The organism is Flavobacterium sp. ALJ2 (assembly GCF_015594725.1).
Classification (GTDB): Bacteria; Bacteroidota; Bacteroidia; order Flavobacteriales; family Flavobacteriaceae; genus Flavobacterium.
Map to the genome: position 1 here is coordinate 128,975 of NZ_JADNRC010000006.1, position 23,586 is coordinate 152,560.

27 protein-coding genes are annotated in these 23,586 nt (G+C 30.4%); 9 read left to right on the plus strand and 18 right to left on the minus strand.

The annotated features are described in order from the left end of the window. Positions 1-11: 11 nt before the first annotated feature. Complete coding sequence (locus IUY40_RS08685; RefSeq protein ID WP_195736475.1) at positions 12-383, plus strand: YegP family protein; 372 nt, start codon at positions 12-14, stop codon at positions 381-383. A gap of 85 nt (positions 384-468) precedes the next feature. On the opposite strand, the gene IUY40_RS08690 is transcribed toward IUY40_RS08685, so the two are convergent. Then, positions 469-645 carry a histone H1 gene (locus tag IUY40_RS08690; RefSeq protein WP_129538570.1) on the minus strand — a complete coding sequence of 59 codons (177 nt, stop codon included), beginning with the start codon at positions 643-645 and terminating at the stop codon, positions 469-471. 248 nt (positions 646-893) lie between these two features. On the opposite strand from IUY40_RS08690, the gene IUY40_RS08695 reads away from it, so the two are divergent. Then, positions 894-1,715, plus strand: a complete 822-nt coding sequence (locus IUY40_RS08695) for an alpha/beta hydrolase-fold protein (RefSeq protein WP_195736476.1) — start codon at positions 894-896, stop codon at positions 1,713-1,715. 127 nt (positions 1,716-1,842) lie between these two features. On the opposite strand, the gene IUY40_RS08700 is transcribed toward IUY40_RS08695, so the two are convergent. Continuing rightward, the gene (locus tag IUY40_RS08700; RefSeq protein WP_195736477.1) at positions 1,843-2,304 is read right to left on the minus strand and encodes a DUF1810 domain-containing protein; all 462 of its coding nucleotides are present in this window, start codon (positions 2,302-2,304) and stop codon (positions 1,843-1,845) included. Positions 2,305-2,965: 661 nt separating this feature from the next. Here IUY40_RS08700 and IUY40_RS08705 point away from each other — a divergent pair. Continuing rightward, the gene (locus IUY40_RS08705) at positions 2,966-4,390 is read left to right on the plus strand and encodes an amino acid permease (RefSeq protein ID WP_195736478.1); all 1,425 of its coding nucleotides are present in this window, start codon (positions 2,966-2,968) and stop codon (positions 4,388-4,390) included. A gap of 136 nt (positions 4,391-4,526) precedes the next feature. On the opposite strand, the gene IUY40_RS08710 is transcribed toward IUY40_RS08705, so the two are convergent. Continuing rightward, complete coding sequence (locus tag IUY40_RS08710; protein ID WP_195736479.1) at positions 4,527-5,213, minus strand: LytTR family DNA-binding domain-containing protein; 687 nt, start codon at positions 5,211-5,213, stop codon at positions 4,527-4,529. Beyond that, positions 5,210-6,310 carry a sensor histidine kinase gene (locus IUY40_RS08715; RefSeq protein ID WP_195736480.1) on the minus strand — a complete coding sequence of 367 codons (1,101 nt, stop codon included), beginning with the start codon at positions 6,308-6,310 and terminating at the stop codon, positions 5,210-5,212. The genes IUY40_RS08710 and IUY40_RS08715 overlap by 4 nt, the downstream gene beginning before the upstream one ends. A 182-nt stretch (positions 6,311-6,492) precedes the next feature. On the opposite strand from IUY40_RS08715, the gene IUY40_RS08720 reads away from it, so the two are divergent. The 4 genes from IUY40_RS08720 (at position 6,493) to IUY40_RS08735 (ending at position 10,621) form a co-directional block, all read left to right on the plus strand. Then, the gene (locus tag IUY40_RS08720; RefSeq protein WP_195736481.1) at positions 6,493-7,179 is read left to right on the plus strand and encodes a DUF2490 domain-containing protein; all 687 of its coding nucleotides are present in this window, start codon (positions 6,493-6,495) and stop codon (positions 7,177-7,179) included. Positions 7,180-7,200: 21 nt separating this feature from the next. Then, complete coding sequence (locus tag IUY40_RS08725) at positions 7,201-8,493, plus strand: CitMHS family transporter (protein ID WP_195736482.1); 1,293 nt, start codon at positions 7,201-7,203, stop codon at positions 8,491-8,493. 39 nt (positions 8,494-8,532) lie between these two features. Beyond that, the gene (locus IUY40_RS08730) at positions 8,533-9,771 is read left to right on the plus strand and encodes a cation:dicarboxylase symporter family transporter (protein ID WP_195736483.1); all 1,239 of its coding nucleotides are present in this window, start codon (positions 8,533-8,535) and stop codon (positions 9,769-9,771) included. Positions 9,772-10,057: 286 nt separating this feature from the next. Next, positions 10,058-10,621: a DUF6642 family protein gene (locus IUY40_RS08735; protein ID WP_195736484.1), complete on the plus strand. Its 564-nt coding sequence runs from the start codon at positions 10,058-10,060 to the stop codon at positions 10,619-10,621. A gap of 107 nt (positions 10,622-10,728) precedes the next feature. Here IUY40_RS08735 and IUY40_RS08740 read toward each other — a convergent pair whose 3' ends face one another. The 5 genes from IUY40_RS08740 to IUY40_RS08760 form a co-directional block, all read right to left on the minus strand. Continuing rightward, positions 10,729-11,841 carry a serine hydrolase domain-containing protein gene (locus tag IUY40_RS08740; RefSeq protein WP_195736485.1) on the minus strand — a complete coding sequence of 371 codons (1,113 nt, stop codon included), beginning with the start codon at positions 11,839-11,841 and terminating at the stop codon, positions 10,729-10,731. A gap of 345 nt (positions 11,842-12,186) precedes the next feature. Continuing rightward, positions 12,187-12,372: a hypothetical protein gene (locus tag IUY40_RS08745; protein WP_195736486.1), complete on the minus strand. Its 186-nt coding sequence runs from the start codon at positions 12,370-12,372 to the stop codon at positions 12,187-12,189. Positions 12,373-12,392: 20 nt separating this feature from the next. Then, a complete protein-coding gene (locus IUY40_RS08750; RefSeq protein WP_195736487.1) occupies positions 12,393-12,719 on the minus strand; it encodes a multidrug efflux SMR transporter in 327 nt (108 codons plus the stop codon). 73 nt (positions 12,720-12,792) lie between these two features. Next, positions 12,793-13,356 carry a Crp/Fnr family transcriptional regulator gene (locus tag IUY40_RS08755; RefSeq protein WP_195736488.1) on the minus strand — a complete coding sequence of 188 codons (564 nt, stop codon included), beginning with the start codon at positions 13,354-13,356 and terminating at the stop codon, positions 12,793-12,795. Between the two features lie 25 nt (positions 13,357-13,381). Continuing rightward, positions 13,382-14,185, minus strand: coding sequence for a DUF2314 domain-containing protein (locus tag IUY40_RS08760; RefSeq protein ID WP_195736489.1), 804 nt, complete (start codon positions 14,183-14,185; stop codon positions 13,382-13,384). Positions 14,186-14,552: 367 nt separating this feature from the next. On the opposite strand from IUY40_RS08760, the gene IUY40_RS08765 reads away from it, so the two are divergent. Further along, a complete protein-coding gene (locus tag IUY40_RS08765; RefSeq protein ID WP_195736490.1) occupies positions 14,553-14,723 on the plus strand; it encodes a hypothetical protein in 171 nt (56 codons plus the stop codon). A 60-nt stretch (positions 14,724-14,783) separates the two neighbouring features. Here IUY40_RS08765 and IUY40_RS08770 read toward each other — a convergent pair whose 3' ends face one another. From IUY40_RS08770 to IUY40_RS08810, 9 genes are all read right to left on the minus strand, one after another. Then, on the minus strand, positions 14,784-15,149 hold the full coding sequence (locus IUY40_RS08770) for a hypothetical protein (protein ID WP_195736491.1): 366 nt from the start codon (positions 15,147-15,149) through the stop codon (positions 14,784-14,786). Between the two features lie 433 nt (positions 15,150-15,582). Next, positions 15,583-16,515 carry a transglutaminase gene (locus IUY40_RS08775; RefSeq protein ID WP_195736613.1) on the minus strand — a complete coding sequence of 311 codons (933 nt, stop codon included), beginning with the start codon at positions 16,513-16,515 and terminating at the stop codon, positions 15,583-15,585. A gap of 19 nt (positions 16,516-16,534) precedes the next feature. Beyond that, positions 16,535-17,386, minus strand: coding sequence for a substrate-binding domain-containing protein (locus IUY40_RS08780; protein ID WP_195736492.1), 852 nt, complete (start codon positions 17,384-17,386; stop codon positions 16,535-16,537). 59 nt (positions 17,387-17,445) lie between these two features. Further along, positions 17,446-17,829, minus strand: coding sequence for a VOC family protein (locus tag IUY40_RS08785; RefSeq protein ID WP_195736493.1), 384 nt, complete (start codon positions 17,827-17,829; stop codon positions 17,446-17,448). 1 nt (position 17,830) lies between these two features. Beyond that, on the minus strand, positions 17,831-18,022 hold the full coding sequence (locus IUY40_RS19455; RefSeq protein ID WP_229335471.1) for a hypothetical protein: 192 nt from the start codon (positions 18,020-18,022) through the stop codon (positions 17,831-17,833). A gap of 250 nt (positions 18,023-18,272) precedes the next feature. Further along, positions 18,273-19,142 (minus strand): nucleoside phosphorylase, encoded by an 870-nt coding sequence (locus IUY40_RS08795; RefSeq protein WP_195736494.1) that lies wholly within the window; start codon positions 19,140-19,142, stop codon positions 18,273-18,275. Positions 19,143-19,365: 223 nt separating this feature from the next. Next, a complete protein-coding gene (locus IUY40_RS08800; protein WP_039114137.1) occupies positions 19,366-19,695 on the minus strand; it encodes a translation initiation factor in 330 nt (109 codons plus the stop codon). A gap of 152 nt (positions 19,696-19,847) precedes the next feature. Further along, positions 19,848-20,231, minus strand: a complete 384-nt coding sequence (locus IUY40_RS08805; protein WP_195736495.1) for a GxxExxY protein — start codon at positions 20,229-20,231, stop codon at positions 19,848-19,850. A 207-nt stretch (positions 20,232-20,438) separates the two neighbouring features. Further along, positions 20,439-21,389 carry an isopenicillin N synthase family oxygenase gene (locus tag IUY40_RS08810; protein WP_195736496.1) on the minus strand — a complete coding sequence of 317 codons (951 nt, stop codon included), beginning with the start codon at positions 21,387-21,389 and terminating at the stop codon, positions 20,439-20,441. A 174-nt stretch (positions 21,390-21,563) separates the two neighbouring features. Between IUY40_RS08810 and IUY40_RS08815 the strand changes: the two genes are divergently transcribed. Continuing rightward, positions 21,564-23,540 (plus strand): alpha-ketoacid dehydrogenase subunit alpha/beta, encoded by a 1,977-nt coding sequence (locus tag IUY40_RS08815; RefSeq protein WP_195736497.1) that lies wholly within the window; start codon positions 21,564-21,566, stop codon positions 23,538-23,540. Positions 23,541-23,586 lie beyond the last annotated feature (46 nt).

A 23,586-nucleotide genomic window follows, 5' to 3' on the forward strand; every position in this document is an offset into this window, starting at 1 on the left:
AATTTTAAAAAATGGAAAAATTTGTAATTACAAAAAATGCAAATGATGAGTTTCAATTTTGTTTTATTGATAAAAATGGAGATACAATTTTAAGAAGCAGCGGATACACAAGAAAATTTATGTGTGAAAAAGGAGTGCAATCTGTGAAAAGTAATTCCCAAGATAGTTCTAAATTCTTTAAAAAAACTATTTCAAACGATAAGGTTTATTTTAATTTGAAAGCTTTTAACGGAAAAATTATTGGAATGAGCAAGATTTATGAAGATAGGATTTTACGCGATAAAGGAATTGAATTCTTAAAAAATAATGCACCTAGTGCTCTTGTTGAAGATCAAACTAAATCATCGGATAAGTATATAAAATCATCTTCTTTAGTATATTAATATTTAATTGGTTAAATAACTTACTTAAATAAGAAGGTTGAAAAAGCCCTCTAGAATTTTCTAGAGGGCTTTTAATTTAATAGAATTATTTTTTTGATTCTTCTACAGAAACTTTTCTGAATTCTTTCAATAGTTTCTCTAATTCTAGAGTTGATTTACGAGCTCTAGGTCCAGCTGCTTTCACACCTTTATCCATTAGAGATTCATATTCCGTTTTGAATGTTTCAAATTCAGTTGTGATTTTGGCGAATAAGTCGTTCATAATATGCTTGTATTTTTAATTAAAGTACAAAAGTAAAATTTTGTATGTAAGAATTAAATTATTTTCTGTTAAATTCATCATTTTTTTTTTGATGTACTATTCTGACTTAAATTATTATTGAAAAAGTATGCAAAATACCCAAATATTATTTACTGTTTAAGTATAAGAAAAGTTTTTTGAAACTCAACATATGTAAATATTTTAGACCTTTTTATGTTTGACTTTTGTCATATCAATAAAAACAAAAAATGAAAACATTACTTACCACAGTTGGACTGCTTGGATTATCGTTATCAATTTCTGCGCAAAATAGTATTCATAAGAATGTATATAGCACAAAGATGAATAAAGAAATTGAAACCGTAATTATTACTCCCAAACTTATAGATGGAGCAACCTATAAAACTATTTATTTACTTCATGGTTATAGCGGTAATCCAGATAGAACCTATAAGCAGGATATTCCGGATCTTATAACAAAATCTCAAAAATATAACACTATTTATGTATTGCCTAACGGTAATTTTAATAGTTGGTATGTAGATAGTCCTGTAAATAAATCTTCACAGTATCAAACCTTTATCGGAAAAGAATTAGTTGACTACATTGATGCTAATTACCCAACAATTAAGAACCGAAAATTTAGAGGGATCTTAGGATGGAGTATGGGAGGATATGGTGCAACCAATATTGGAATTGCCTATCAAAATACTTTTTCAATAGTAGGCAGCTCTTGTGGTGCATTAGATTTTAATCGATTTGGGGAAAGTTTCCATAATTATCAAGTAAATAAAGTTTTAGGAGAATTTAGAAGCTTACCAAAGCAATATTTTACATTTGATAAAATGGAACAAATGCAATCGTCAAACCAGTTTTATATATTCGATTGTGGTACTGATGATACTCAAATGATTGATATGAACAGAGATTTTCATAAACTATTAATAACCAAAAAAGTAGAACATCTTTATATAGAATCTCTAGGTGGACACGACACAAAGTATTGGAGTAAAGCCTTATCCAACCAATTGATTTTGTTTGAAAACTATTTTAGTGATGAGAAAAAATAAAGAATATATTATTTATTTGATATATAAAATGACACAATTATAAAGCTAAAAAGACACTACTGATTTGCAATTGCAAATACAATATAGTGTCTTTTTTGAGTAAATAATCTATTGCTGTATTGTATAGTTACAGCACAGTCGTTTCAATAGATGCTTCTATAATTGAATTAATAATGGACAAGGTGAGTGGGTCTTGTTCTCCTGAAAAGAAGGTATCTAGTACTTCCTGAAAAATTGGATTGCTGTTTTCTACCAAAGTAAAAAGCGTCATTGAAGAACGTAATTTTCTAGCTTCTAATTCTCCTAGAATTGATTCGGCTGATTTCATTTTGAAAGTTAACATTAACTCAGAAATCTCGATAAGGTGTTTTCCTAAAATAGGATGAGTAACAAATTCCGTAGCTTCCTTTAAATCTGTAATGGCATAAAATTTGGCAGTATCGCTAGTACCTAATCCCGCAATTTGAGGAAAGATAAACCACATCCAGTGTCCCTCTCTTTTTCCTTTTTTAATTTCAGAAAGAGCAGTAAGATACAGCTGGTTTTGTGCTTCTAAAAAACGGATTAAATCATTATTTGAGTGTGCCATTATAATATTATATTGTGTAAAAAAAAGGAAACAAAAGTACTAAAAAAGACAGGTACTTCCTAATGGAAGGTTCAGACCATGTGAGTTTTATGACTAAGTTGAGTAATAATCTTACTTAAATAGTCCTGTAAAATAGTTTCGATTTGTTTATGTAATTTTAAAACTAATTATGCTTAATTTGTAACCCTTTTCAATGCCTCAATTTTAAAGAGTATTGGAACATTTGCATATGCAAATAAAAACTACACATTAAGTTAATCTACATTTTTGTAATCAATTTGATTGGTAGATTCGTTGGAAGTTGCTTTCTGAATTAGCCTTTTCAATTACTCTGCTCTCCGAAGTCTTCTAACGAAGTGCTGATGAACGTCGTCGACTTAGTATACACAATATAAAATCAATGCTGCCATGTCAAGAAATGACGAGTTTTTTTATGAACTAGAAGAATTCAAAGCAATTTTATTAAATTAAATTACTTACGAACAATATTTATCAGCTGATTCTTTAGATTATAATATCACGAATTACTTTGCTTTGAGAACATTTATTCCATTTTACAGAATTCTTTATTGAAGTTTTAGCATAATGCATGCTTTGTGTGATTCCTTTTTTAACTTATCTTCGCTTTTTATACATTTAACACATTTAAAAAATATAATTTGTGAAAAATAACCATGAAGACGTAGAAGATAATCAGCTTAAACGTGGGCTGACTAACCGCCACATTCAGTTAATTGCCTTAGGTGGGTCAATTGGCACAGGGCTTTTCCTGGGTATTGGTCCAGCGGCTGTATTAGCAGGCCCATCAGTTATCTTAGGGTATGCTTTGGCTGGAATTATCGCTTTTTTTATTATGAGACAACTTGGTGAAATGGTTGTTGAAGAGCCTGTATCAGGAAGTTTTAGTCACTTTGCTTATAAATATTGTGGATCTTTTGCGGGTTTTGCATCGGGTTGGAATTATTGGATTTTATATATTTTAGTTAGTATGGCTGAACTTACGGCCATTGGTGTATATGTGCAGTTTTGGTGGCCAGAAATTCCGCTGTGGGCATCCAGTTTATTTTTCTTTTTAATCATCAATGCTTTGAATTTTGCCTCCGTAAAAGTTTATGGAGAAACGGAATTCTGGTTTTCAATCATAAAAGTTGTCGCTATTATTGCTATGATACTCTTTGGTACTTATTTGTTAATAAGTGGTACAGGGGGGGAGCAAGCAACAATTCATAATTTATATAACGATGGAGGTTTTTTTCCAAAAGGTTTCTTTGAAAAAACAGCTAATGGCAGCTTTCAAGGTTTATTAGCAGCAATGGCTCTAATTATGTTCTCCTTTGGCGGTTTAGAACTAATTGGAATTACGGCAGCTGAAGCAGAAAATCCAGAAAAAAACATTCCAAAAGCTACAAATCAGGTTATCTATAGAATCCTTATATTTTATGTTGGTGCATTGGTTATTCTGTTTGCTTTGTCGCCTTGGCAACAAATTACTACTGATAGTAGTCCGTTTGTAATGGTTTTTCAAAATCTAAATGGAATGGAATTTGAGCTGTTTGGTAACAAAATATTTTTTACACGCCTTATTGCTAATGCACTTAATTTAATTGTATTAACTGCAGCTTTATCAGTATATAATAGTAGCGTATATAGCAACTCACGGATGTTATATGGTTTAGCGGATCAAGGTAATGCTCCTAAGTTTTTAATGAAGTTAAACAAGCAATCGGTACCTATTAATGCTATTTTAATTTCTTCATGCTTTGCGGCTATCTGTATTTTAATAAATAAAGTAATTCCCGAAGAGGCTTTTAGTATTTTGATGTCTTTAGTAGTCTCTTCTTTGATTATTAACTGGGTTATGATTTCTTATACGCATCTCAAATTTAGACTTGCAAAAGACAAAGAAAAAACAAAAACTAAGTTTCCTTCGTTATTTTATCCGGTAAGTAATTACATCTGTTTGATATTCTTATTAGGGATTTTATCAATCATGTGGATTACTAATATGAAATTATCCGTAGAATTAATCCCTATTTGGCTGGGTATTCTTTTTGTTTGTTATAAAGTTTTTAAAACAAAAAAATAAGTAGCTTTTACTACCTAATTCATTTATTGGGCATTGATTGTCAACATACAGTTGATAATCAATGCCTTTTTTAATCCGTGACAATCAAATTACTAAAAAAAGTAACTCAAGTAACTTTCCAATTTAAAAGAAAGTTTTAATTTAATTTAAGGTTATTTTTATAGGTGCGTCCTATTGGTAATTCTTTTCCATTTTTTAATAGTACAGTACGTGAATTAAAAGAAGCTATATGCTCTTTTATTATAAGATATGATTTGTGAATTCTTATAAATCCGAGATGACGGTGTAATTCTTCAAATTTTGTCATCCGTTCTAATACCATGTGCTTTTTGTATCGGGATACAATTTTTATATATTCACCAAAACCTTCTACCCAGTATATATCATCGAGTTTAATCTTATTTATAATATAATCTGACTTAAACATGATAAAATCCTCTACGGTATCTTTTGTTTGTTTAAAAAGGTAATATTCTTTTGCTTTAGTTATTGCTTTTTCAAAACGCTCAAAGCTTATAGGTTTTATAAGATAATCTATGACATCCAGTTCGAATGCCTTAGCTGCATGTTGCTCTTCTGCAGTTATAAAAATGCAAAGCGGTTTTTTTTCAGCCTTTTTTAAAAGTTCAATGCCATTTATGTTGGGCATATTTATGTCAAGGATTAGTAAATCAACCTCATTTTTATTTAGGAACAAAATTGCATTTTCAGGATCACTAAATGTGTTTAATAAATTTATTCCTTTAAGATTAGTACAATAGGTTTTAATAAGTTCAAGTGCGGGATACTCATCGTCAACAGCTAAGGTTTGTAATTCTTTCATATTTTAATTTTGAGAGTAGAAAAATACGTTTTATTTGATAATTCTTCAACTAGTCTGTAGTTTTCTGCATATTGAATAGTTAATATTTTTTTTAATGCTTTCATCCCCATTCCTTTATAGGTATGGTTGTTGATTTTTATATTTTGATAAGGTATAGAATTGGTTAGTTTAAGGACAATGTAATCTTCATCCTTGTAAAATTGTACTTTTATATACGACTCTTTTTCATTGCCAATACCAGAATGTTTTAATGCATTTTCAAAAAGTGTAAAGTAAATCGACGGAGGTATTTCTAATTGTTCTTGAATTTCTTCATCATTAAGTTCAAATTCTATTGGAAGTGTATTGTTGTATTTTAATTGATATAAACCAGCAAGTGCTTTCATCATTTCAAATTCCTTTTGTATAGTAATCGTCTTCTTGTCTGTTTCATATATCACATATTGTAGTAATTGGCTTAATTGCAATATGGCTCCTGAAGTGTTTTTTTGCGGATTATAACTCCCAGAATAGATATTATTGAGGGTGTTTAATAAAAAATGAGGATTGATTTTAGATTTCATTAAATTAAGATCCGTTTCATTTTTTTTAAATACTAAATTCTTATACTCATATTCTATTAAAAATTTGTGTTTTGATATTCCTAAAAATGAAGCTACTAAGATGACAATACTCTGAGATGCATAAACGCTTATTAAAAAAAGACTTTCATTTGGATTAACTATATGGTTAACATGAAATTTTGGTTCAACTAGTAAACGTAACAAAGAAGTAGATATGAATAAAATAAGAGCGTACAAAATATATTCCGGATATTTATTGGTCTGGTAATAATTGCCCACAAGATAAGAATAGCATACTATATAAAGCATAATGTTTACAATCATCGTAAATAGTAAACTGTATAATGCGTAAGGCATTGTCGTAAAATAAAGCGTACTATTTACTAAGGCTGTACTATAGATTATAAAAAAGATAAAATGCTGAAATGTAATTAGATTATTCCACTGTTTTGTCATTAATCGATTGATAATCTTTTGTTCAAAGAGAAGTCGGAATGCAACTAGCAGAATAATAATATTTATTAGTAAAACCATATTTTTTTATTATATAAATTACTTACCATTTAAAAAAAAGCCTTTAAAATTGCATATATAATTTTATTCATCAAACCTTATTGTGTAGTTCACTTATTAAATATGTCGTTCACTGAAAATTAGATTTTTTCCATATACCATTCATATACTTTTATCAAGATCAAAATCTAATAATTATCAAAATGAATATAAAGAATATATCAATTCTGTTTTTTCTAATTTTATTTTCTGTCAATAGTAATGCTCAGAAAGATAATCTTAACACATGGTTCCAATATACAATGTCGGCTAAATTAAATCAAAAATACAGTTTTACTGCTTTATCGCAATATCGTTCTTATGATTTGGTAAAAGATTCGCGTCTTTTTTTAGTCTCAACATATCTTGAGAGAAAACTGGAAAATGAAATTTATCCAGCCATGGGATATATGTTTCTTGTTTTAGAACCCTATAATAGTGATATGGAAAAAAAGATACGTTATGAAAATAGACCTTTTCAGCAGGTATCTTTTAAAAATAAGATAGGAAGAACGGTTTTACTACACCGATACAGAATAGAAGAACGGTTTTTAACAAATCCAGACGATTTTATTGTTAGGCTTAGATATCTTGTTTCATTTAAAATTCCTTTAAATAAAGCAAGTGAGAAAAATATTTTATACGGTATACTTAAAAATGAAATTCGTATGAATGTTGTAAAAGAAGAACAGTTCGATAGTAACAGGATCACTGCAGGTCTTGGAATTAATATGGGAGAAAAATCAGCTTTAGAGTTCTCTTTTGTCAACCAATTAGGGTCTTCGGATACTAGTAATTATGTATTGCTAGGTTTTAGAAATTCTTTTGACTGGTCTAAATCAGAAAATTAATAACTTAAAATATATATTACCATGCTTACTATCTTAGGTTTTACAATGATTATCGTATTTATGTACCTTATCATGTCTAAAAGACTGTTTCCGTTAACAGCACTAATACTTATACCAATAATTTTTGCTCTTTTTGGAGGCTTTGCATCAGATTTAGGCCCTATCATTATGGATGGTATAAAAAATATTGCTCCTACGGGCATTATGCTCATTTTTGGAATACTTTTTTTTAGTATAATGATTGATGCTGGATTATTTGATCCATTAGTTAACCTGATACTCAAATTTGCAAAAGGTGATCCTATAAAAATTGCATTTGGTACGGCTGTACTTACTGTTCTTGTATCGTTGGATGGAGATGGGGCAACAACTTATATGATTGTAGTAGCTGCAATGTTGCCATTGTATAAAAAATTAGGGATGAATCCGTTGGTGCTATCCTGTATTATAATGCTTGCTGGTGGAGTAATGAACATTCTCCCTTGGGGCGGACCTACAGCAAGGGCAATGACTACACTTCATATGGATGCAACAGAACTATTCGTGCCTATGATACCTGTAGTTATTGGTGGAGTTGTTTGGGTACTTTTATGTTCAGTATGGCTTGGGATAAAAGAAAAAAAGAGAATTACAAAAACAGATTTTATAAATCCATATTTAGATAACGAAGAAATAATAGAAGTACAGCGACAATTAAAAAGACCAGGGCTTATATGGTTTAATTTAGCCTTAACACTAACGCTTTTAACAACAATGATGTTTGATGTTCTTCCACTTGCAGTTTCATTTATGATTGCTTTTTGTATAGCTCTAATTATTAACTATCCAAAAATAGATGAACAGCAAAAGGTTCTTAAATTGCATGCTGGTAATGCTCTTTCGGTAGCATCAATGATTTTTGCTGCAGGGATATTTACAGGTATACTTTCAGGGACAGGGATGATGGATGCTATGGCGAAATCAATGATATCTGTAGTACCAGATACTTGGGGAAGATTATTTCCTGTTCTAACTGCAGTAACCAGTGCGCCATTAACCTTTTTTTTAAGCAATGATGCATATTATTTTGGGATATTACCCCTTATAACCGAAACTGGTCTTCATCTTGGAGCTACAAAATTAGAAATAGGAACAGCTTCATTAATAGGTCAAGGAGTACATTTGTTAAGTCCATTGGTACCATCTACTTATCTTTTAGTAGGTCTAGCTGGAGTTGAATTTTCGGATCATCTAAAATTCACAATTAAATGGGCATTAGGCTCATCTCTCGCAATGTTAATTACAGCTATTGTCATTGGACTTATTACTTTTTAAATAACCTTTATATCTTTGTTCATTATTTAATATCATATAATGGAAAATCAGCAACCTATAAATACATCTGTGTCAGGAAAATTTGTAAAAAATTTAGCCTCATATGTATTTGTGGCGTTATTATTGGGTGTTCTTGTAGGTCATTATTTTCCTGAAAAAGGAATAAGATTAGATTTTTTAGGAATAAGTTTTCTTTATTTAATTGAACCATTTATTCAACCTATAATTTTTTTAACTATTGTAATAGGCGTAAGTGGAGTAGGTAACTTAAAAAAAGTTCGTAGTATAAGTTTTAAAGCAATAGCTTATTTTATTATAATTACAACACTGGCAATTTTATTGGGTGTAGCAAGTGCACTATTTATTGAACCAGGCAAAATAGCAAAAAGCCATATTGCTACCATTGCTATTCCTTCAAAGATTAGTAATGCTCAATTTAATGATAACTGGTTTAATTTTTTGATACTTAACAGGCCTTTAATAGTACTATTATTAGCCATATTATTAGGGATTGCACTAAGTTTTTCACGACATAGAGAACGATTGATTATTAAGTTCCAAAAAGTATCTTATTTTTTATATAAGATACTTATGTATCTATTTTATCTCATACCAATTGCTGCTTTTGGAGGTATGGCTTATGCGGTTTCCAAGTTTGGTATTGATAGCCTACTGCCATTAGGCAAACTATTAGCAACTACTTATATTACTATGGCCTTTTTCATCTTTGCAGTTTTAGGACTTATATTTAGGTATTATAAAATTAGTCTTTGGAAGTTTCTAATTTATATTAAAGAAGAATTATTGATTGTTTTCGGTACTTCATCATCTCGGACAGCTTTTCCACTTATTGTTGCTAAGCTTGAAAAGGCAGGTTGCAGTAAAGCTGTTGTAGGGTTGTGTATACCACTTGGCTATTCTTTTAATCTAGCAGGTGCATCTATATTTTTACCTATCTGTACATTATTTGTTGCTCAGCTTTTTGATATACCGCTGTTATTAGAGGATATTATAACTATAATATTAGTAATTATGATAACTTCAAAAGTAGCATCAGGAGTGCCAGGTTCTGGTTTTATAGCTTTAACAATTACTTTTACTACATTACATAAATTTCCTGTAGAGGCATTGGCTCTTTTATTTAGTGTAGATAAATTTATGAATGAAGCCAGAACAATCACCAATTTCATAGGTAATGCTGCGGGTGCAGTAATAATCTCAAAACTTGAAAAAGATTTTACCCCTAACCCAGAAGTAGATCTTTCTATCACGAATTAATTTTTTTTACATAATTAAATATAAATAACATAGCGCAGATTTATATTCTATTCCACAAAGAAAAATAACTAGCGGTTATCTAAAAAAGATGACCTCTTTGTTTTATAATTCATAAATAACATGTCTACAGCAAGTGAATTTATTATTGTTTTTAGGCATAAAATGATATAATGGGTAACTAGAGAATACAACTAATTCCTTAAAAAGTGTTCTTTATTTATATCTAAATCCTTCAATAAAATATACCTTTGTGTTATATTTATTATCTACAAAAAAACATAATTGTATGGATTATGATAAATTTATTTTCTGCCTTGAGGCTGTTGCCGATGTAGAAATAAACAAAACTACTGAAGTTATTAAAAACTTAGAGCAACTAGCTTTTGATCAAGGTATTTCGAGTATTCATAAAACTTGTGATACAATTGAGGGATTAGAAGATAGCTTAAATGCATTGCTTTATGATGATCATAATTTTAAAGATTATGAAATAATATATTTGGTTATGCCTGGTGAAGGAAATAATGTTTGTCTTAATGAATATTATTATAGTTTAGAAGAAATAGCCGAAATTTTTGAAGGTAAAATGAAAGGCAAAATTTTACATTTTGCCAATGCAAAAATATTAGATTTAACAGAGGAAGAAGCGCAATACTTTCTTGATATAACAGGTGCACGTGCCATTTCAGGTTACGGAACTGCTCTTAAAAAAATAACAAGTACTAGCACGCTAGATAAAGCATTCTTTAGTTTATGTCAGGGAGAAGATGATATAATTGAGATTGTTGAAGAGTTGTATCAAAAACACTATGATCTTTGTAAACACCTTGATTTTAGATTGTACTATTAAATCCTAATACATAAAAAGAAACATAGATTATATACTCATAACAGGAATATATTTAAAAGAGTGAATAAGCTATGTTTCTGTATGTTAAAACAAAGTACATAAACTAATTATTTAATTTTTTGTATTTGTTCAAATATTCCGTTTAAGGTTTCTTTCATATCTTTAGGTGTGTTTTCGCCACTTTGGTTTGTTATAATGAATACACCTAAATTATATTCTGGAATTATATATATAAAACATTGAGAGCGAGGAACCCCTCCTTGATGCATATATAGCGTTCCTAGTTTTTTATCTTTTGTTACGCGCCAGCAATATCCTGAACTAAAACGATCATTAACTTTTACCAAAGGACTGTGAGATTCGGCTACTACGGCATCATTTTTTAGCTGGTATTTTATGTATTTTACCATATCGGGAACGGTAGATTTTACGTTTCCGCTTGCGCCCCAAGGTAATGTTGTCATTTTGGTAGTGATTTCGTTATAAGCACAATGATAGCCTACTGCAAGATTTTTTTGGTCTTCTGGTGATAAATTTATCATTGTATGATTCATCTGGGCATTTTTGGCAAAATAGTCTTTTAGTATAATTTCAATTTTTTTGTTGTATACTTTCTCTAAAACTGCTGCCAAAAGTTCTATTCCTGCGCTTGAGTAAGAGAAGTTGTATCCTGGAATGGTATCAATTTTTATTTGATGCAGGTCTCTGAAAAAATCTTTTTGTGTGTAATTTTTTAATACATTGTTGAGGTCTGCTGGTGTTTCTTTTTTAGTGAAGTTTTTCAGCATTTCGTTTGCGCTTAAAGGGATCATATTTGGCAAGCCACTTGTATGAGTAACTAGATCTTTTATACAAATTGGGTGGTTATCGAACGTTAGATTTGGATAATCTTCGCTTAAATATTTTTGTACTGGATCATCAAGGTTTATTTTTTTATCCAAAACTGCTTTGGCAATTAATGTACCTGTATGAGTTTTTCCTAATGAGCCAATTTCATAAATTGTTTTATTTGTTGGTGGGTTTGATTTTCCTTTTTCTAATTCACCATAATGACCGATGAATTCTTGTCCTTGATAAACTATACCTATTGACGTAGAATTTATTAAAGGCTTATCTATCATTTTGATTGCAGTACTATCAACTATTGCTTTTAGATTAGTTTTTTGTGCAATACTTATTAGAGGTAATACTAATAAAACGATAAAGAGTAATTTTTTCATGATTTCTATTTTTTTGAGGTTATTGTTATTTGATACAAATGTGCGTTGGATAATCATGAAATACGTACGACAAAAAAAAGTCGAACGCATTTTTTTAATTAAAATGAGTTCGACTTTTTACAAGATAACGTACGAGTAATTACAAAACACTTATAATCATTCAATTACAATCTAAATTAACATTTAGTTGTAACGATTTTGAATTCGTATCAAGAAATTATTTTGAATTAAAACCTAGTTGATATAAGATTTTTAAATCTAAATCTTTTGCTAAAAAAAAACAGAATGTATTGACAATAATTTTATCCCTTACAAATGGTCTTTAAAAATTGATTTTCTTCTATTTTAAAGGTATTTTGAAACGTAATAAATGTGTAAAGAAGTAAATGATATTGTATTAGTCTTTTTATTTGTAGTATTTACTTCTGGAAACTGAATACAGCGATGTCCTTTTATATAAACACGTTGCAATTTCAGTAAGCGTATTGCCATTTTTAAATGCAACTTAATTGTACTTAAACTAAGCTGCATTTTTTAATCAATAAGTTTCATTAATGCGAAACCGATTTTAAACCAATAATTGAACCAACCAATGTAGCAATAAAGAATAGTCTCCAAAAGTTTGTTGGATCTTTAAATACAAAAATGCCAACCAAAACTGTTCCAACGGCACCAATTCCTGTCCATACAGCATAAGCAGTTCCAATAGGTAATGTTTGTGTACTCTTGATAAGAAGTAACATACTTATAATTAGCGATGCCAAGAATCCACCATACCATAAATAAACATCATTTCCTGTTGCTTCTTTCGCTTTCCCTAAGCATGAAGCAAATGCCACTTCAAATAATCCTGCAATAACCAAAAGAATCCAATTCATATTTTTAAATTTTAATAGAGCAAAGATCCACTAGTGGATTCAATTAAAATTTAACAAATGATAAAAAATAAATTTATTTTATTTCGGCTCGTATTCGGCTTAAACTTACTTGCGTAATCCCAAGATAAGAGGCAATATGCCCCAATTGAACTCTCTTAATTAAATCGGGGTTATTGGTTATTAGCTCTTTATATCTTTCAGAAGCTGTTTTAAACTGCCTGGATATTAATCGCTCTTCAGTTTTTATGAGCTCGCTTTCTGCAAATTTTCTTCCCCAATTTGCAATATGTATATCTTCTTCAAATAATCGTTGCAGATTGGCAGTATTTAATTCATACAGATCACAGTCTTCCAAAAGTTCAATATCTTCATATCCTTTTTGGTTTTCGACATAACTTCTCATAGAAAGAATAGTTTCTCCTTCTTTTCCAAACCAAAAAGTAATATCGCTATCATTTTGATTGACATAGGCTCTAACGATTCCCTTTTTTATAAAATAGATATTAGATTCGATTTTGCCTGCTTTTAATAAAATATGCCCTTTGGGGTAACTAATCAAACTAATGTTTTCCTCTAAGGTTTTTCTAGAGCTTTGAGGTAGTTTAGCTATTTTGTCAAAAATGGTGTTGCTCTTCATTTAAAGGTTGATAATAAAAGTAGATTTAGTTACTTAGCACAGGAATAAGATGTTCCCATTTTAATTGTTTTGCAATATCTAATGCAGTTTTACCTTGATTCGTTTTCATATCTTTATTTACTCCAGACTCTAGTAAAACAGCTACTGAAGTTAGATTTCCAGCAATTGTTTCTCGATGTAATAAAGAAACCCCATCTTCATCCTGATAAGCAATTTCATTAGGGTTTTGTTCTAAGAACTCCTGAAGTTTTTCTTTCATGTTTTTACTCATAGGATGCTCTATAAGGTTTTCTGGCTTTTCTTTTTGCTCATTGACAAGTAACACTTCGTTGAAATCACCAAAGTCTAATCCCCAAGCTTTGTCATGATTTTTTCTTTCCTGATTAGTCATTTCAGAGCGCATTGCCTGAATCGTAAATCCTCCATAAGCTCTTGGTTGAGACGATGAGAATAATTTTGCAAGCCCTTTTGGTGAATTACCTTGAATGGCAAATAACCAATCGCTAATTTGGTTTAAAGAAATTACGACTTCATCTCCGTTCTTGACGTTTGTTAACTCATCTGGATCATTTATTAAAATGCCTTTTATTTGATCGCCATCAAAATTGATGTCATTAATCCACATATGTTCAACAATAGGATCTTTGTTTCCCTCTATATCTTGAGAGAATGCAACTTTTACACATGCTACGGTTAATCCAGGAACAATTCGACGGTATTCCCAAGACAATTCTCGCCAAAAATATTTAAATGTTTCTTGTGCATTTTTAAAAGCTTCTATCATTTTTGGACTATCTCCTTTGGCAAAGAATATTTCTTGATTTGACATTTCTTTATTTTTTAAGTTATTAGTAGGGTAAATAAACTCTATTTATTTTTAGCTTATATTAGAATGTAATTTTTGTATTGCAAATATATTATTATTATAACTAATAATAAGTTAGTTTTTGGCTAACGCTGCAATATCCTTAATGAAAAAGCTCTCTAATTTTTTAAGGAGCTTCATTACATATTTTTAATGAGAAAGAATCAGTAGCCTAAAAATAGGAGGGTAGGGTGCTTTGTTTTTAACTGCTTATTATCCATCTTCTATGTAAGGAACTTTTCCGTAACAGTCTCTTCAAGCCTTTCAATGGGTATTTATAAGAAGGTTTTCAATAATAATGGACAAGTAGTTATACTTTTTTCGAATATCTATGAAAGGACAAAAAGTACGTGTTACTACAAATTATACAAATCAATACAATTATTTTGATGATTACGGAGACACGCAAAGCGTGGGCGTATCATTTAAATACAATTTAGGCAACCAAAAATTAAAGAATATGAACAACAAAGAAAAAACAGAAGAACAACAAAAGCTATGATTTAAAAAGTTGTATTACAAAAGCAAAGTTGTCCTTTTGAGACAACTTTGCTTAAAAGCTTTAGTTTTTATTAAGAGTGAGCGTCATATCTGCTCCATCTAACACTAATTGTTCCTTATCTATACTACTTGTAAAAGGGTAGGGAGTGCCTGTTTCATCTTTAATAATTAGACTTTTGCCTCCTTTGTTTAGAGCATAGGTTCCATTTAAGTCAACATCAAGAAATCCAACTACTTTACCATCTTTAGTAAACGTAAGGTTTCCTTTTGATAGAATTACTTTTTTTAATGAATCTGAAAGTGTGTTTTTGGGTTCCACATTGGTTACTTTCCAAGAGTTAATAAGTTTGTTTCTTTCTTTTTGACACGAAATTACTACTAATGACAATAAGGCAAATGCAAAGATAAATAGTTTAGTTTTTTTCATGGTTCTTTTGATTTAAAGTTAAGCATGAAAGTTACAAAAAAATAAGATAAAAATAAATAGTAAAGCTTCAGATTATACGATTAAAGATTCTAGTTATTAATAGATTATATTTATTTGTTTTTACTTAGTATTTGAAAAAAAGTTTTATTAAATCTTACAAAAAATTAACGAATAAAAAGTCGGATCTGAAATAGAATTAAGCTTTTAAATAGTTGAAATTTGTTCTCTATAACTATAATTTTTTAAACATAATATCTGTATTTTGCAAGGTTCTTTTAACTTTTGTAACTGCATGAATAAGTCCTTTTATTAAGCTTTTTTATTTATAGCCCAGATAGAAACGGCATCCTTTTCTTTGTTTTTTAGCAAAGAAAAGATATAGTGGAGAGCTGGAAATTGCTCCAAAAAATTAGAATATTAAATTCTTTTAGATTTATCTAAGAGTAAGCGCTCCTAGAATTTCTTCAGACATGAATGGTCCTCCAGGATATTTTGCAGTATAATCAAGGTTTAACCATACTTGGCCACGCTCATCAATGTGATAATGAAGAGTTTTATTATGGCTTTCTTTTACAAATAAGACATTTTTAACGAGATAGTTTACTTTTTCTAAATCAAGTAAAGATCCGATCAATATTTCTGGGTAAATATGGCCTTTGGTATGAATAAGCCTTGGAGTACCACCAATAGAACGTATTGCAGCTGCCATTAAAATAGAATGATCATCGCAATCACCTGAAAAATACATTAATGATTCACTTGCAGTAGCTATATAATCACCTTCTTTGGGATCATTTACATAATTCCATCGACTATTAATTTCTTTAAAGACTGCAAAACATTGTATTATGGTTCTATAATCTGAATATCCTTTAATATTTTTAAAATGCTTAGTTGTTGCCATTATTGCAAAATTCCTCACTTTAGGATTTTGATATTCAATTGCATTAATGATTTTTGATTTATTGGGAAACGGAAGCAATTTAGCAACAATTATATCCTGTGGATAGGGATTGTCAGACATGGTGTAGATAATGGCATTATAATCTTCAGCAACTTCGCTAAAGCCATAATTTCCTAAAGCTGTTCCATAAAATAAAACTAAGAAATATAAAATGATACAGATTATAATGATCGTTTTTAATTTCATTAAAAGAAAATATAGTCCAACGAGAACAAAAATAAAAAGTAAAACCCTATCAAAATTAAATGGCCAATTTAAATCTATCAAATTTTGATGCATTATGATAAAAGTAGGAAGTGTTATTAAAAAACTCAATAGCATAATAATAACCTCGTTCCAAGGTGATTTTACCTGAAGGCTACTTTTAAGTTTATTTAAGTCAATTTTTCTATTTTTTATCATAATGCTCAAAAAGCAAATTTTAAAGAGATTTTACTGTTTCTACAAAAGTACTTTTTTTATCAATAATACCCAGTTCAAATAACTGATTTTGAATTTTATTAAATGTTTTTTCATTCAATGGTTTTTGTGACCATTGAGTCAATTTTAACCACTCCTGAATATCTTCAACCTTTTGTTCAAATAACTCCGATAAAGTCCTGTCAATGCTAGGTATAGACTTGAAATCTTCGGTAGTAACATTAATAATTTCAAGAATGGAAGCAATTATTTTCGGATCATTTTTTAATATTTCATCGCGTACAGCAATTACAAATGATGGCCATGGAGTAGGGCAATCAGTAATACGTCTGAAAATTCCTTTGTCAACCAATGGTTTTGTCATAAAACGCTCCCACATAAAATAATCAGCCGTTTTATTAGTCAAAGCTTCGACAGCACCATCAATAGTATTTACAATTTCAAATTTTAGATTATCCGTTTTCCAACCCTGATTGTTCGCATTTACATAGGCCATTAATTGAGAACCTGAGCCTAGACGCGAAATAGCCACTTTTTTATTTTCTAAATCACCGATGGTTTTATAATCGGATTTTGCAGCAACATGAATTCCCCAAATTAAAGGTGATTGCACATATACCTGCACAATTTTACTTGGATTTCCAGCAACAATATCTTTTACAATTCCTTCGGTCAATATTACAGCGATATCGGTTTCACCATCTCGAAGCATTTGACACATTTTTCCCGTTCCTTCAGGAACATCGGTCCATTGCAAATCGATTCCTTCAGCTTCAAATTCTCCATTTTCAATGCATAAATGCCATGGTAAATTAAAATGTTCCGGAACACCAGCTATTTTTATAGTTTTCATTTTTAGACTTCTTTGTAATTAGATTTTAGACTTGTTAGATTTGTTAGATTTTAGAAAATTTATTCTGCTTTTAATGGTGAAATAATAATACGGAAACCATCTGGATCAAGAAACATTTTTCCGTTTCCATCCAAATTCCAATATGGATTTTTTGCCGTTATAAATGATATGCCATTATTTAGAATATTAATTACTAATCTATTATATTCTAAAATTGTTTCAGGATATAGCACTATAACATCCTCTTCATCTGAAATATGATTGGCTTTGCCATTTGACTTTGTAAATTCAAAATGCCAGCCTAAATCAGGTTTTCCAATAAAAGCGCCATCATAATTGTTATGATTTTCAAAACCACCTAGTCTTTCTAATCCCAAAATATTGATATAGAAATTTACTAATTTTTCCAAATCATTCGTATGGCGTGATACTCTTAGTGTCATGCTATTTTTTTATTTGATTAATATGGTGTTCTAAATGCTCAACATAATCTTTCATTAAAAAATCCAGATTAATGATTGAACCATCGCTTAATAAGATTTGATAATCTAATGCTTTTTCATCAACAGATTTAAACAATCTAATAATTTGCTTATTTATCGAGTGCCAAAGCTGTATTAACTCTCCCGTATCCATAGTTTGATATTGGTTAATGCTAACCAAATTATTCTGATTGTATGATCTGTGATGATACGGCTTTGGCAGATAATTTATCTCTGTAAAACGAACTAAATTATGTATAGATGAATCTACAAGATGTCCTAAAATTTATTTTTTTGACCATTTTTCAGGAGGTTTATTCTCTAAAGTTTCTTTGTCTAAAAATTTTAAATATTCTGAATTTTCATGAAGCAATTTTTCAAACTTGTAGATTGCAATTTGCATATTAGTTAGTCGTTAATTTGTTTAAAGTGTATTTAATCAATTCATCAACAGCCTTATAAGGATCTTCGCTAAAAGTTCCCGAAGCACGATTAGCAATGATAGCATTTAAAGATAAAGCATTATGTCCTAATAGTGCCGAAAGTCCGTAAATAGCTGCCGTTTCCATTTCTAAGTTTGTAATTCGATTGTCATTAAAAGCAAAATTATCCATTTTAGCATTTAACTCCTCATCTTGAATATTTAAACGCAAAACGCGACCTTGTGGACCATAAAAACCACCTGCAGTTGCTGTAATTCCTTTATGTATTTTATCACTCTCAATAAGTTTTTCTAATTTCTCAGAACATGCAATTACATACGGTTTTCCCTTACGAATATCCCAATCGGTATGATTTATAAAAGCTTCTTCGATAGCAGCATTTGAAACTTCATCAATTAAATAAGAGCGAAGCATATTATCAAGCCCTAGACCAAATGTTGACATTACAAAGCTATCTACAGGAATATCGGCTTGTAGTGAACCTGAAGTTCCGATTCGGATAATATTTAATGAAGTTAAGTTTTCTTTTGGTATACGAGTTTCTAAATCAATATTTACCAAAGCATCTAATTCATTGACAACAATATCTATATTGTCTGGACCAATTCCAGTAGACATTACTGTAATTCTTTTTCCTTTATAGATTCCAGTTTGAGTTTTAAATTCTCTTTTTTGAGTAGAAAACTCGATACTGTCAAAAAACTGCGTTATTTTTTCAACACGATTTTGATCGCCTACAAAAATAATATCATTTGCAATATGTTCTGGACGAAGATTTAAATGATAGACGCTTCCGTCTGGATTTAGTATTAATTCTGATGATTGTATCATTGTTTATATTTTTAAGGTTCTGTAAAGGCGAACCGGAGTACGTCTTTTTATTTGTATTTAGGTTCAAAGGGGGGCGTGGATGCGTCTTCTTTTTGATTTAACCGCAAAAGGCGAAAGGTTCCATACTATATCTTTATAAACGCAAGGTTCAAAAAGAAAAAATTAGGGCTTAAATTTTCAAACTAAAAACTGTTTCATCAAGACTGATCACTGAAACTGAAAACTAGCCGCCCACACGTTTTACTTTAAATCCTTTTGCTTTTAGTATTTCCATTATTTTATCGCGGTAATCACCTTGTATAATAATAGAATCATCTTTAAAAGTTCCGCCAACACTTAATTTGGTTTTAATTTCTTTGGCTAGGATTTTAAAATCTTCATCAGTTCCTTCGTAACCTTCAATAATTGTTGTGGCTTTCCCTTTTCGTTTTTCATATTTACAAATCATAGGTTCTTTTTGGATAAAAAGCGTATGATCTTCTGGAACTACTATTTCATCGGGAGATACTTCGTGATCTGGGAAAAGATTTTTTAGTTGGTCTTGTAAGTCCATTAATATTATGTTTTTTTAAACGCGGATGAAGCGGTTTTTTGTTTACTCGTTTACGTGTTTTGTATTTTTTGAACGCGGATGACGCGGATTTTATTTTTTTGGGTCTCTAGTTTTACGTGTTTTGTGTTTTAGACGCTGATGAGACAGATTCTTTATTTTCGATTGTTTTGATATACTTTTCTAATGAATTCGGGTTTTTTTCCAAAATTTAAAAGAAGCCCAACTTCACAGTGCGTTGCTTTTAAATAATTTATTAATTGAAATTCATTTGCTTCTACTAAATATTCTTGTGCTTTTAATTCTAATATCACTAAATCATTTACAACTATGTCAGCTATATATTCTCCAACCACAATTTCTTTATAATAAACTTTTATTTTCTTTTGTGTTTCTACTTTAAAACCATTTAATTTAAGTTCATAGAATAAAGAATTCTGATATACTCTTTCAAGGAACCCATAGCCCAGTTCATTATAAACATCAAAAAAAACTTTTAAAATTGATTTTGTTAATTCTCTATGTAAAATGCTACTCATAATATATTTTTAAATACTGATATTACGAAATTTTTCTCTATTCTGAAAACTTTAAAAAATCCGCGTCATCCGCGTTCAATATTTTACATCGCGCAACTAATTAAGAGTAAAATTATAAAAGCTATATAAATAATAATCTAATTTCATAAAGCAAAAAGACATTAAGTATAAACTCAATGTCTTTTTATAATTAGGTAAATTTAAAGATTATTTTTTGATTAAACCCAAATCTACCAAACGTTCGTATAAATATTCTCCAGCAGTTATATCTTCGAATTTCTTAGGATTCTCAGCATCAATACAATTTTCTAAACAATCAAGACGCATATCGCTTACTGGATGCATAAAAAACGGAATCGAGTAACGAGATGTTCCCCATAATTCTCTTGGTGGGTTAACTACTTGGTGAATAGTTGATTTTAATTTGTTATTGGTATGACGTGAAAGCATGTCCCCAACATTAATTACCAATTGATCATCTTCGGCAATGGCATCAATCCATTCTCCATCATGATTTTGAACTTGTAATCCTTTTCCTTGTGCTCCCATTAATAAGGTGATAAGATTAATATCGCCATGAGCAGCAGCACGAATTGCATCTTTTGGTTCAGATGTAATTGGCGGGTAGTGAATAGGACGTAAGATAGAATTTCCATCTTTAGCATATTTGTCAAAGTAAAATTCATCTAATCCAAGATGTAATGCTAGGGCTCTTAAAACATAAACACCCGTTTTTTCAAGCATTTGATACGCTTGTTTACCTACCACATTAAATCTTGGCAACTCAGTTACTTCTACATTTTCTGGATATTCTGAAGCATACTTAGAATTTTCACTCACGTACTGACCAAAATGCCAGAATTCTTTTAAGTCGCCCTCTTTTCTTCCTTTGGCATGTTCTGTACCAAAAGAAACATAACCTCTCTGACCTCCAATGCCTGGGATTTCATAATTATGTTTAGATTCTATTGGCAATGCGAAAAATTTTCTAATTTCGCCATAAAGTTCGTCAACTAATTGATCATCTAAAAAATGACCTTTTAGGGCAACGAAGCCAATGTTTTCAAATGCATTTCCGATTTCATTTACAAATTTTTGTTTACGTTCCGGGTTGTCCGAAAGGAAATCACGTAAGTCTACACTAGGAATGTTTTGCATACTTTACATATTTATTGATAACTTGAGATGGCTAGAAACCATATCTTAGAGCAAATGTAAAACTAATTTGTTATTTTTATTTCAACAAATGCGAATAATTAATAATTATATAACCAAATACAAACAAGTTGTTATAATTTTACAACATTCATTGACTAAATAATAAACCGAAAAATGATTTTTGACAGAAAAAAATTGACCAACGAACAGCTTTTAGATTTATACAAGAGATTATTAAAACCAAGATTGATAGAAGAGAAGATGCTCATCCTGATCCGCCAAGGAAAAGTATCTAAATGGTTTTCAGGAATAGGGCAGGAAGCAATATCCGTAGGCGTTACAGCCGTTTTAGACACTGATGAATATATCTTACCAATGCACCGTAATTTAGGTGTTTTTACAGGAAGAGATATCCCATTATACCGTCTTTTTTCGCAATGGCAAGGTAAAGCCAATGGTTTTACGAAAGGACGTGATAGAAGTTTTCACTTTGGAACACAAGAGTATAAAATTATTGGAATGATCTCGCACCTAGGCCCTCAGTTAGGTGTTGCTGACGGAATTGCCCTAGCCAATAAATTAAAAAAGAACAATAAAATAACTGCCGTTTTTACAGGAGAAGGAGCAACAAGTGAAGGAGATTTTCATGAAGCATTAAATATTGCGGCTGTTTGGGAATTGCCAGTAATGTTTGTCATTGAGAATAATGGGTATGGTCTTTCGACACCTACAAACGAGCAATATCGTTGTAAAAACCTAGCAGACAAAGGAGTTGGTTATGGTATAGAAAGCCATATTATCGATGGAAATAATATACTGGAAGTTTATAATCTTTTATCTGAATTAAAACTCTCAATGATAGAGAAACCTCGACCTGTTTTATTAGAGTTTAAAACATTTAGAATGCGTGGACATGAAGAGGCGAGTGGTACAAAATATGTTCCGCAAGATCTAATGGATATGTGGGCAATAAAAGATCCTGTAACTAATTACAAAAACTATTTGACTGAGATAGGAGTATTAACTACAGAATATGATGAGGAATTACATGCTGAAATTAAGAAGGACATCGATGACAGCCTTGTTATTGCTAATGAAGAACCAGAAATAGAAGCATCTTATGAAGAAGAATTAAATGATGTATATAAACCTTATAGCTATAAAGAAATTGCACCAGACTTGGAAACAAAAAACATTCGATTTATAGATGCCATTTCGTCAAGTTTAAATTTATCAATGCAACTCCATACCAATTTGGTTATTATGGGGCAAGACATTGCTGAATATGGTGGAGCATTTAAAATAACTGATGGTTTCGTAGAAATATTTGGTAAAGATCGTGTGCGGAATACACCAATTTGTGAAAGCGCTGTAGTTTCAACAGGAATGGGGCTTTCTATAAATGGCTATAAAGCAATTGTTGAGATGCAATTTGCAGATTTTGTTTCAACAGGATTTAATCCAATTGTAAATTTATTAGCAAAATCACATTATCGATGGTTAGAAAAAGCCGATGTTGTAGTTCGAATGCCTTGTGGTGGTGGTACTCAGGCAGGTCCTTTTCATTCACAAACCAATGAAGCTTGGTTTACAAAAACACCAGGTTTAAAAGTGGTTTACCCAGCTTTCCCTTATGATGCTAAAGGTTTATTAAATGAATCTATTAATGATCCAAATCCTGTTTTATTCTTTGAACATAAGCAATTATATCGTAGCATTTATCAAGATGTACCTACAGATTATTATACAATTCCATTAGGAAGAGCTGTATTGTTAAAAAAAGGAAATGATATTACAATTATTACTTTTGGAGCAGCTGTACATTGGGCTTTAGAAACGCTTGCTAAAAATCCAGAAATTTCAGCAGATTTATTAGATTTAAGAACTTTACAGCCTTTGGATACTGAAGCAATTTATGAATCGGTTAAGAAAACAGGACGTGTAATAATTTATCAGGAAGATTCGCTTTTTGGTGGAATTGCCAGCGATATTTCGGCATTAATAATGGAAAATTGTTTCCGTTATCTCGATGCGCCAGTTAAACGTGTTGCTAGTTTAGATTCTCCAATTCCTTTTACAAAAGCACTAGAAGATCAGTATTTGCCGAAAGGTAGATTTGAGAAAGAACTTTTGGAATTGCTAGCTTATTAAACGTTTGTTCTGAGGTTCAAAAGAAACAATGCGAAGTAATTTATAA